The sequence below is a fragment of the Edaphobacter sp. genome (genome assembly GCF_035763405.1).
Taxonomy (GTDB): Bacteria; Acidobacteriota; Terriglobia; order Terriglobales; family Acidobacteriaceae; genus Edaphobacter.
Genome location: NZ_DASUBE010000032.1, coordinates 1 through 10,045 on the forward strand (window position 1 = coordinate 1; position 10,045 = coordinate 10,045).

Annotated in this window: 9 protein-coding genes; 4 read left to right on the forward strand and 5 right to left on the reverse strand. The window is 59.6% G+C overall.

The genetic code is table 11. From position 1 onward, the window contains the following. Nucleotides 1-632: carboxyl transferase domain-containing protein (locus VFU66_RS03100; RefSeq protein ID WP_326444768.1), on the reverse strand; the 632-nt coding region annotated here is incomplete at its 3' end. A 32-nt stretch (nucleotides 633-664) separates the two neighbouring features. On the opposite strand from VFU66_RS03100, the gene VFU66_RS03105 reads away from it, so the two are divergent. Both VFU66_RS03105 and VFU66_RS03110 read left to right on the forward strand, forming a co-directional pair. Next, nucleotides 665-889, forward strand: coding sequence for an HVO_A0114 family putative DNA-binding protein (locus VFU66_RS03105; protein WP_326444769.1), 225 nt, complete (start codon nucleotides 665-667; stop codon nucleotides 887-889). Nucleotides 890-1,038: 149 nt separating this feature from the next. After that, a complete protein-coding gene (locus VFU66_RS03110) occupies nucleotides 1,039-2,520 on the forward strand; it encodes an ATP-binding protein (RefSeq protein ID WP_326444770.1) in 1,482 nt (493 codons plus the stop codon). A 156-nt stretch (nucleotides 2,521-2,676) separates the two neighbouring features. Here VFU66_RS03110 and asnS read toward each other — a convergent pair whose 3' ends face one another. The 4 genes from asnS to VFU66_RS03130 form a co-directional block, all read right to left on the reverse strand. Next, a complete protein-coding gene (gene asnS / locus VFU66_RS03115) occupies nucleotides 2,677-4,011 on the reverse strand; it encodes an asparagine--tRNA ligase (protein WP_326444771.1) in 1,335 nt (444 codons plus the stop codon). Between the two features lie 107 nt (nucleotides 4,012-4,118). After that, a complete protein-coding gene (locus VFU66_RS03120; protein WP_326444772.1) occupies nucleotides 4,119-5,132 on the reverse strand; it encodes a methyltransferase in 1,014 nt (337 codons plus the stop codon). A gap of 88 nt (nucleotides 5,133-5,220) precedes the next feature. Next, nucleotides 5,221-6,078, reverse strand: a complete 858-nt coding sequence (locus tag VFU66_RS03125; RefSeq protein WP_326444773.1) for a sugar phosphate isomerase/epimerase family protein — start codon at nucleotides 6,076-6,078, stop codon at nucleotides 5,221-5,223. 60 nt (nucleotides 6,079-6,138) lie between these two features. Next, on the reverse strand, nucleotides 6,139-8,220 hold the full coding sequence (locus VFU66_RS03130; RefSeq protein ID WP_326444774.1) for a phospholipid carrier-dependent glycosyltransferase: 2,082 nt from the start codon (nucleotides 8,218-8,220) through the stop codon (nucleotides 6,139-6,141). On the opposite strand from VFU66_RS03130, the gene VFU66_RS03135 reads away from it, so the two are divergent. After that, entirely contained in the window at nucleotides 8,200-9,300 is a 1,101-nt protein-coding gene (locus VFU66_RS03135) for a Rieske 2Fe-2S domain-containing protein (RefSeq protein ID WP_414649368.1), read from the forward strand. The genes VFU66_RS03130 and VFU66_RS03135 overlap by 21 nt on opposite strands. Nucleotides 9,301-9,366: 66 nt before the next feature. Continuing rightward, a partial coding sequence (locus tag VFU66_RS03140) for a hypothetical protein (protein ID WP_326444776.1) occupies nucleotides 9,367-10,045 on the forward strand: 679 nt, incomplete at its 3' end.

A 10,045-nucleotide genomic window follows, 5' to 3' on the forward strand; every position in this document is an offset into this window, starting at 1 on the left:
GGCCCGGTGACGAACATGTAGCTGGTCTTCTCGGTCATGACGGTGAAGTCGGTGATGGCGGGCGAGTAGACCGCGCCGCCTGCGCACGGCCCCATGATGGCGGATATTTGCGGAATGACGCCGCTTGAGAGCGTGTTGCGTAGAAAGATGTCCGTGTAGCCTGCGAGGGAGACGACGCCTTCCTGAATGCGCGCGCCGCCTGAATCGTTCAGGCCGATGACGGGCGCGCCGACGCGGGCGGCCATGTCCATGATCTTGACGATCTTGGCGGCGTTGGCCTCGGACAGCGAGCCGCCGAAGACGGTGAAGTCCTGCGCGAAGACGAATGCGACGCGGCCGTGGATGCGTCCGTGGCCGGTGATGAAGCCGTCGCCGGGGATGCGCTGCTGGTCCATGCCGAAGTCGGTGGCGCGGTGGGTGACGAACTTGTCGGTCTCCTCGAAGGTGCCCTCGTCGAGCAGGAAGTCGATGCGCTCGCGCGCGGAGAGCTTGCCTGCCTTCTTTTCGCGGGCGCGGCGCTCCGGGCCTCCGCCCTCTTCGGCGATGGCGTGGCGTGCGGCCAGCTCGAGGAGCTTGGTGTGATGCGGCGTGGGCTTCGTGTGCGGAGGTGCGGGATGTTCAGCGGCTGCCATAGGCTGCGATTTTAGCAAGCGGTAGCCATAAGATGCAGCAGCGGATGCGGGTGGTGGAGGTGGCGCGGACGAAGCCTGACTCAGTGACGCCGCTGGCGAAGAAGCTGAAGCGCGATCCAAAGTCGGTACGGCGTGATGTGGCGAAGTTGGAGCAGTATGGCGTGGTAAGAACGCAACAGGAGATCAATCCGGGGCATAACCGGGTGAAGATCGTTGAGCCGGTGGCGGAGAGGTCTGAGCTGCGCGTCAGTTTTTAGGGTTTGGCGGAAGAGGGCGGTTTGCGCGGGGCGCGAATGCCGACGATTGTGTGAAACAAAGGACGCGATGAATGTGGCACCCATTTCGGTGTCTGGGCCACCCGCCCATCATATGAATCAACGCATGATACAAAACAGAGAGTGCAACTATGTCTGTCAACCGGTCTAGCGAATATTTGAGCAGTCTCCTACGCGAGCTTTGTAAGCTCCCACAGGAGACTGAATGGGTTGAATTTAAACAAAACGTGTTTGAGGCACAGCAGATTGGCGAATACATCTCTGCTTTGTCCAATTCCGCCGCCCTCGTGGGAAAGGCGTGCGCATATCTGGCGTGGGGGATTCAGAATGACAATCACACGATTGTCGGCACATCCTTTCGACCAAAATCCGAAAAGGTCGGCAATGAGGAGCTTGAGAATTGGTTATTGCGGATGCTATCGCCCAAGATCCACTTCCATTTTTATGAACTGTTTGTCGAGAGCCACGCTGTCATTATTCTCGAAATTGAACGTGCAGCGCGCCACCCGGTAGCTTTTTCCGGTCACGAGTATATACGGGTCGGCTCATATAAGAAGAGGCTCAAAGATTTTCCAGAGAAGGAGCGAGCGCTCTGGAGAATTTTCGACGAGGTGCCGTTTGAAAGCAATACGGCTGCTGACAACTTGACAGAAGAGGATGTTATTACGCTTCTCGATGTGCCGTCTTATTTTGAGTTGGTCGCTCGTTCACTACCTGAAAGTAGAAAAGCAACTCTATCTGCGCTTCAATCAGATAATCTGATAAATCCAAATGGCGCAGGAAAGTGGGACATTACAAATCTCGGCGCTGTGTTGTTCGCAAAGCGTCTCGATGATTTTGGCCCATTGAAGCGGAAGGCTATTCGTGTCATCCAATATAGGGGAAACAGCCGCGTCGAAACTTTGAAGGAACAGGACGGACACAGAGGTTACGGCAATGGGTTCGAAGGTTTGATCGGATATGTAAACGGACTTCTGCCCACCAACGAGGTCATACGGCAGGCCCTGCGACAGGATGTCTCTATGTATCCGGAATTGGCAATCCGAGAACTTGTAGCCAATGCTCTCATCCATCAAGATTTTTCAATTACCGGTTCGGGCCCGATGGTCGAAATCTTTGATGATCGGATTGAACTTACGAATCCAGGTGAGCCTTTGGTCAAGACCGAACGATTTATCGATTCACCGCCTCGCTCTCGAAATGAAGCACTCGCGTCCTTGATGAGACGGATCGGCGTTTGTGAAGAACGCGGAAGCGGATGGGACAAGGTTGTGTTCTTGACGGAGGTACATCAGCTACCGGCTCCGCTCACAGAAGCGATTGAGGGCAATACCCGTATCGTGCTGTTCGCTCATAAGCCACTGAAACGCATGGATAAAGATGATCGTGTCCGAGCGTTGTATCTTCATGCGTGTTTGCGCTATGTCAATCGGGAACATATGACGAATGCGTCGGTTCGAGCAAGATTCGCAATCGAAGATCGGAATACGGCGACCGCTTCCCGATTGATAAGGGAGGCGGTTGAAGCCGGTGTAATCTTTCCGCATGACTCAAGTGCAGCACCCAAACTAATGCGCTACATTCCTTCGTGGGCGGTTTCCGAAGGAGATTGAAATTTACTTGATGGGCTAACGTCATTCGGGTACGTTCGAATAGCCACGATACGCGTAAGTATATGAAAATAAATGCTTTTATTTGAACGCAAATTACTTGACGGGTACTTGATAGCTCAACATGAATCATTTGGACGCCGAGTCGAATGATTGAATTTATGGGTAAATTCTATTCAAAGTTCTGGCGAAGGGGATGGTTTCGCGGACGTGGTCGAGGTTGCAGAGCCAGCCTACGACTCGTTCGATGCCCATGCCGAAGCCGGCGTGGGGGACGGAGCCGTATCGGCGCAGGTCGAGGTACCACTCGAAGGCGGCGAGGGGCAGGTTGTGTTCTTCGATGCGGGACTTCAGCAGGTCGTAGCTGTCGATGCGCTGCGAGCCGCCGATGATCTCGCCGTAGCCTTCGGGCGCGAGCACGTCGACGCAGAGGGCCTTGGTCGCGTCCTTCGGGTCGGGCTGCATGTAGAAGGCTTTGAAGGCCGCGGGATAGCGGTGGACCATCACCGGCTTGTCGAACTGCGAGGAGATGTAGGTTTCGTCGGGCGAGCCGAAGTCGTCGCCGTACTGGTGCGGGTGTTCGAGCTTGCCTGCTTTGTAGGCTTCGTCGAGCAAGGCGTGGGCTTCGTCGTAGCTGATGCGTGGGAAGGGTGCCTTGATGGCTTCGAGCTTCGACGTGTCGCGGCCGAGGACTTTGAGGTCGGCCTGGTGCAGTTCGAGCACGCGCGAGACGATGTGCGTGATGAATGCTTCGGCGAGGTCCATGAGGCCGTCGAGTTCGAGCCATGCGATCTCGGGCTCGATCATCCAGAACTCGGTGAGGTGGCGGCGGGTCTTGGACTTTTCCGCGCGGAAGGTGGGGCCGAAGCTGTAGACCTTGCCCAGCGCGAGCGCGGTGCTTTCGATATAGAGCTGGCCGGACTGGGTGAGGTAGGCGGGGTCGCCGAAGTAGTCCAGTTCAAATAACGTGCTGGTGCCCTCGCAGGCGGCGGGCGTCAGGATGGGCGGGTCGGTGCGGACGAAGCCGTTGGTGTCGAAGTACTCCTGCGCCGCGCGCATGATGGTGGCGCGGATGCGCAGGATGGCGGACTGGCGCGGCGTGCGCATCCAGAGATGGCGGTGCTCCATGAGAAAGTCAACGCCGTGCTCTTTGGGCGTGATGGGGAACGGGTCGGCCTCGCTGACGAGCTGCACAATCTGGAGGTCTTCGACATCGAGCTCGTAGCCGGAGGGCGCGCGTTTGTCGGCGCGAACCCTGGCCGTGACGATGACGCTGGACTCCTGCGTGAGCGATTTGACGCGGTCGAAGACCTCGGGCGGAACGGCAGCTTTGGGCACGATGCCCTGGATGGTGCCGGTGCCGTCGCGGAAGATGGGGAAGAGCAGTTTGCCGGACTCGCGCATGTTGTAGAGCCAGCCGCGCAGCGTGACGGTCTGACCTTCGTGCTGGCCGATGGTTGCGATGGAAGCGAGGGGAGGATGTGTAGTCGTCATGGACTGCCACAGTGTACCCGCTTTGCGGGGCATTGCGGGATACGGGCAGGGAGAGGAAGCCCCGCGTTCTGCATCGGAAGCAGAACGCGGTCTGGGCTTCGGGCGGGCTACTTGGTACCGATGACCATGGACTCGGGGCCGACGAGGTGCTCGACGCGGGTTTCGCGGAAGCCAGCTTCTTTCATCCAGCCCATGCAGTCGGCTCCGGTGTAGTCGAAGCCGCCTGGAGTTTCAATGAGCATGTTGAGGCTCATCATGAGGCCGAAGGCGTTCTTGCGGCGGTCGTCGTCGATGATGCTCTCGTAGACGATGAAGGCCCCGCCTGCCGGAAGCGCGTCGTATGCCTTGCGAACGAGCATCTTCTTGGTGTCGAGGTCCCAGTCGTGGAGGATGTGTCCCATCATGACAACATCGGCCCGGGGGAGTGGGGAGTCGAAGAAGCTGCCGGTTTGAAACTTCACGCGTGAATCCAGGTTATTGGCGACGATGTAGTCCTGAAAGATGGGGGCCACTTCGGGCAGGTCGAAGCCGATCCCGGCGATGTGCGGGTTGGCAAGCACGACCTGAGAGATGAGGTCGCCTTGTGCTGTGCCGACATCGACGGCGGAGTGGTATTGCTTCCATGGGAATTTCTGTGCGATGGCGAGGTTCGCGCCGTGGCTGATGCCGGTCATGGCTTTGAGGAAGCCATGGAGCCGTTCGGGATCCGCGTAAAGTTGCTGGAAGGTGCTGGCCTCTCCGGTGCGAGCCTCGTTCTGCGGCTCGCCGGTGCGCAATGCGGTGGTCAGATTGCCCCAAAAGGGATAGAGACGGAGATTTGCCATCTCGAGGATGCCGCCGAGGTAAGACGGTTTGCGCTTGTCGAGAAAGAGGTCTGTCGATGGAGTGTTGCTGTAGACGCCGTCGTTGCGATCAAGAAAATCGAGAGCGACGAGGGTATCGAGGAAGTCTCGCGCGGAGCGTGGATGCAGGCCGAGACTGGAGCTGAGTTCAGCCAAGGTCGCGGGGTGATTGGCGAGCTTGGTGAAGAGTTCCAGTTCTACGGCGCTGAGCAGGGTCTTTGACGGCCAGAAGCCGAGACCTATCTGCAGGATGTGGTCAGGGTGCGGCTCGTTCGACATGATGATCGCTCCAAATCAGAGTTGGCGGGCTGAGTCGCAGGGGAGGGCGTCCACCAGCATACCTGAATACTTCAGTGATGAAGAGCGGCTACTCGCAGGCGCGCTTCATCAGGTCGAAGGATTGGCTGGTCTTGGCGGAAACGGAGTCCGGCGTTTCATCGAGTTCGTAGGAGATTTCGAGGATGCCTGGCGTGTTGGCGGGCAATGCAGCGATGTGCTTTGCGAGATTTTTCCAGTCGATGCTGCCTGAGCCGGGCCAGAGGTGGTCGTCCTTCTGGCCGCGGTTATCGTGCAGGTGAAGCTCTGCGATGCGCGGCGAGAGCAGCTCGAAGGCGTCGTCGATGCCCTTGTTGGGCTGGTTCTCATTTGGTGGTGCGGCAAGATGCGCGTGGCCCACGTCGAGGCAGATGCCGACGTTGTTGAAGTGACCGACTTTGAGGATTTCAAGTAGGTGTTCAGGTGTGGTGACGTCGTTCTGGAGATTTTCGAGCAGGATGCGAACGCCGAGCGGGTGGGCGAAGGCTTTGAGGTGCTCAATGGCCGTGAGCGAGTTTTCGAGGGCGCGCGTGTTCCAGGGCTCGTCCTTGAGGCCGAGGTGGAGGACGGCGGCGGCGATGGGAATTTGCTCGGCGGCTTCGAGCGCGCGCTTCACCTCGTCCATGGAGTCGATGCGGCGCGACTTCTCCGGGTCGATGAGGTTCAGGTTCGGCGCGACGTGGCGCGACCAGTGCGAGTCGGTGAAGAGCGGCTGGTGCAGTGTAGCGGCTACGTCGTTGGCACGGAACCATGAAGCGATTTCGCGCACGGCGGAGCGGTCGGTGTAGTCGAAGTGGTGGCGGGCGGCGAAGATCTCGATGGTGCAGGCGCCGCCTTGGTGAAGAGCGTCGAGCATGCCTGGGTGCAGGCGCTGCTCAAGGAAGACGTGCGTGGAGAGGCCGGGTTGCATCCCCTTTAGGGTATAGCAGCGGACGCGCGCAGCAGCGTGTCTTCGGAGGTTCGCGCGGCGTCAGTAGGGGCTGGGCTGATTGCTCAGGATCTCTTTACCTCCGCTTTCGGCGATGAACCAGACCTTGCCGGGAAGGGCAGGCAAGGGGTCGCTCAGGTCCTGCCAGAGAAAGACCCGGCGGATGCCGGACCATTCGAGTGCGAGCGAGCGGTCGTCCTCGAAGATGTGCGGGGCGTCGGGAAAGAAGCTGCCGTACCAGAGGTTCGAGCTGCGACCGTTCAGAATGTGGATGGGCGTGGTTCCGGGACTGGGCCGCTGGAGATAGAAGCCGAGCGTGCTGGCGGCTTCGTATTCGCCGTGGATCACGATGAGGTCGTCGGGACGAAGCTGCGGGGCGATGGCGACGGCAAGTTGCTGCGAGCTAAGTACGGGAGAAAAAATCTGCAAGCCCATGTGTGCTGCCAGCAGGAAGCCGAAGCCTCCTGCGGCGAGCCAGAGGTTGGCGACGTGCGTGCGGTAGTTGCGGCGCAGGAGCCAGTTGGCGAGCGTGCCGCCGAACAGCGCAATAGCGGAGAGCAGCAGCGGGCGCTCGAAGGCTCCCATGGCCCGCGTGTCGAGATCGAGGAAGTGGCCGAAGCTGAGAGCGTAGTCGCCGGGGTTCTGGCGCAGCAGCGAAGCGAGATCGGTGTTGGCGGGCATTGGCTGCGCATGCAGGACGAAGAAGCCCGCGACCAGCGCGGCGATGGCACCGAGAACGAGCAGGACAACCGAGATGCGTTGACCGGCGCGGGTGAGCGGATTGGGCACGGTGAAGGACTCAGCTTCTGTCGCTTCGTCTGCCAGCCACGCGGCGATCAGCAACACGAGCGCCGGAAGCGAGGGCAGCACGTAGTACTCCTGCCTGGTCGAGAAACTGAAGAAGACCAGTGGGACAGCGGCCCAGATGCCGAGCAGAAGCAGCGTGCTTTCAGTATTCGTCAGCGTGCGGATAGATACGCGCGGACGTAATGCCTTGCGGAACGGGACGCGGGCAACGGCCTTGAAGAGATAGGCGCTCCAGGGCATGAGCCAGATGAGGACGAGTCCCCAGAAGAGGACGAGGGGGACGGTGTCGTAGTCGCGTGGCACGCGCAGGTTGAGGTAGCGCAACACCTGTTCGTTGACGAAGTAGAACCAGAGCCAGCCGTGGACGTTGCCGTCGGTGGGCAGCGGGACGGACCAGTGTCCGTGCGCGAAGGCGAGCGAGCCGGGGTGTCCCTGCGTGGGGTTCGCCCGTGCGATGAGCACGTGCCACGGTGCAGCGATTGCAAAGAAGACGATGGCGCTCGTGAAGGGGTGAAGCTGCCGGATGCGCCGGATGACCGCGCCGAAGCTGCGCCGCGTGAGCGCAAGATGCAGGAGGACGATGAGGACCGGGAAGACGATTCCGATCAACCCTTTGGTAAGGACGTTCAACGCGCAGGCGGCGGAGAAGAGCCAGCATAAAAGGTGCGAAGGTTGAGCGGAGATCGTCGTTCTCACCCTTCGCGATGAGGCAGCGAAGAATGGGGCACCCGGGGATTCGTGTGGGACTTGCTGCTCGGTCTGCCAGTAGGCGAAGAGCGCGAGTGTGAGCCAGAGGCAAACCACTGCGTCGGGGATGTTGATGCGCGTGAAGATGAAGATGCCGAAGCTGGAAAGCAGGATGAGGGCCGCGTAGAGTCCTGCGCGTGTGGTCTGGAAGACGCGGCGCGCGAAGGCTTCGACGGCGAGAGCAAGCAGAAGCACGGTGAGCGCAAGCGGCAGACGTGAGGCTGCGGTCGTAGGGCCGAAGAGCCGGAAGCTCGCCGCCATCGACCAGTAGAGTGCCGGGGCCTTCTCAAGATAACGGATGCCGTTGGCGTAGAGTGTGGTCCAGTCGTGGCGCGCGAGCATCTCGCGGGCGACCTCGGCGTGGACCGAGTCGGCGTCGTCGAGCAGCGGTGGGGTGAAGAGCGTGAAGCTGGCGTAGAAAAGGAACCAGAGCGCGATAAGGAAGATGCGATTGCGGCGTGCGCCGGGTTGCGAGAGAAGAGTGTCCGTGTCCATTGCCGAGGCGAGCGGCGCTCTCAGCCGAGTGTACTTGATGCGCGCCCGGATATGATGGGTGAGGCAATCGTTCAAGGAGCAGGTTTGACCGAACAGGCACGAACAGCGGAGACGGGAGGGCCGCCGGCGGAGTTAATCTTCGGCGACTGGTACCCTGCGCTGCGCACGCGAGAGCTGCGCGTGGGCACGATGTCGAAGACTCTGCTGCTGGGCGTGCCGCTGGTGCTCGGACGCAAGAAGGACGGCACTATCTTTGCAATGCGCGACCTGTGTCCGCATCGTGGCATTCCGCTTTCGGCCGGATGGTTTGACGGCGAGACGGTGCAGTGCAAGTACCACGGCTGGCGCTTCGAGCCGTGTTCAGGCCAGTGCCGCGAGATTCCTTCGCTTACCAGCCACGACGTGCTGGAGCCGGGAAAGATTTTTGCGAGCGCGTATCCGTGTGAGGAGCGCGACGGTTATGCCTGGGTCTATATTCCCGAACCCGGCAGCGGACGTGTGAATGCCGCTCTACCGCCGGTGCCGGAGCTGCCGAAGTTCTCCACGCGGTTTCGCAGCGCACACCTGGTAGCCGACCTGCCCTGCAATGTAGACCACGGCATCATCGGGTTGATGGACCCGGCGCACGGACCGTTCGTGCATCAGGCGTGGTGGTGGCGCAGCCGCGCGAGCATCCACGAGAAGACCAAGCAGTTTGAGCCGATTCCACAGGGCTTCCGCATGTCGCCGCACGCGCCTTCATCGAACAGCGCGCCGTATCGGTTGCTGGGCAAGCCAGTGACGACGATTGACTTCGTGCTGCCCAACCGGCGCTACGAGACCATCCGCGCAGGCAACCGCTGGTTCACCAGCCTGACGACGGTGACGCCGGTGACAGCTTCGACCTGCCGCATTGACGTCATTGCTGCGTGGGACATCGCCTATTGGGTGCCGTTCGTCACGTCGATTGCGACCTTCTTCGGCGCGCGGTTCGTGCGTCAAGACCAGCAGACGATGATCGAGCAGGCTGAAGGCCTGCGCTTCAACCCGGCGCTCATGCTGATCGACGACGCCGACCAGCCGGCGAAATGGTACTTCGCGCTGAAACAGGCGCGGTTGAAGGGGACAGGCGGGCATCCGCTCGCCGGGCCGGTTACGCTGCACTGGCGAAGTTGAGGGAGAAGTCACGGAACCATCCGGTATCATCTGAAAATCCGCTTAACAGAAAGGTTTCAGGAAGCCATGATGGACGACAGTAAGCACAAGGCGGCTGCGTTCGCAGACTACAAGGACGAGGGTCATCTATGGATAACCTTGTCCTCCGGCGAATATTATCCCGACGTCCTGCCTTTGGCTTGCGAATTGTATAAACCAGTACTCGTCTTGTTTGGCCAGCTTCTGGAAGGCTCTCACTCGTCAATCGATTTATTTTTGGCAATTTCCAATGTCAGAGAGCAGTGGATGAGGATTCAGCTTTCGAGAGTATTTCGAAAGTATGTCAGCCCTGAGACACCAGTTGAGATGTTGAAGAAAAAATCAGCTGCGGAATCTATCTGCGAAAGGTTTGGTCATGGGTTCCGCGAGATTGTTGAGGTGCAGAAACGGTTTACGGAGCGCCCGATGCCTGACGAAGCACTCTGCGCGATCCTATGGGAATACAAGGACCGCGGAAAGAAAGGATATGACCTTACGGAACGCCTCTTTTCAATTCTTCGCGAGCATTTTCCCTCTCTAACCGTGATCGGACCGGAAAGGGCTGGAAGAGATGTGCTGCTTGGTGAAGTCTTCAAAGACTATCCGAAACCTGACCGGCCAGTTGACTTTGTAATCCTGGAAGGCGACAAGCCACTTGCTGTGGGACTTGCGCGATATGATTCAGATCGCGGAGGCTCGCAGGAGGATGACCGAACTGGAGGATATC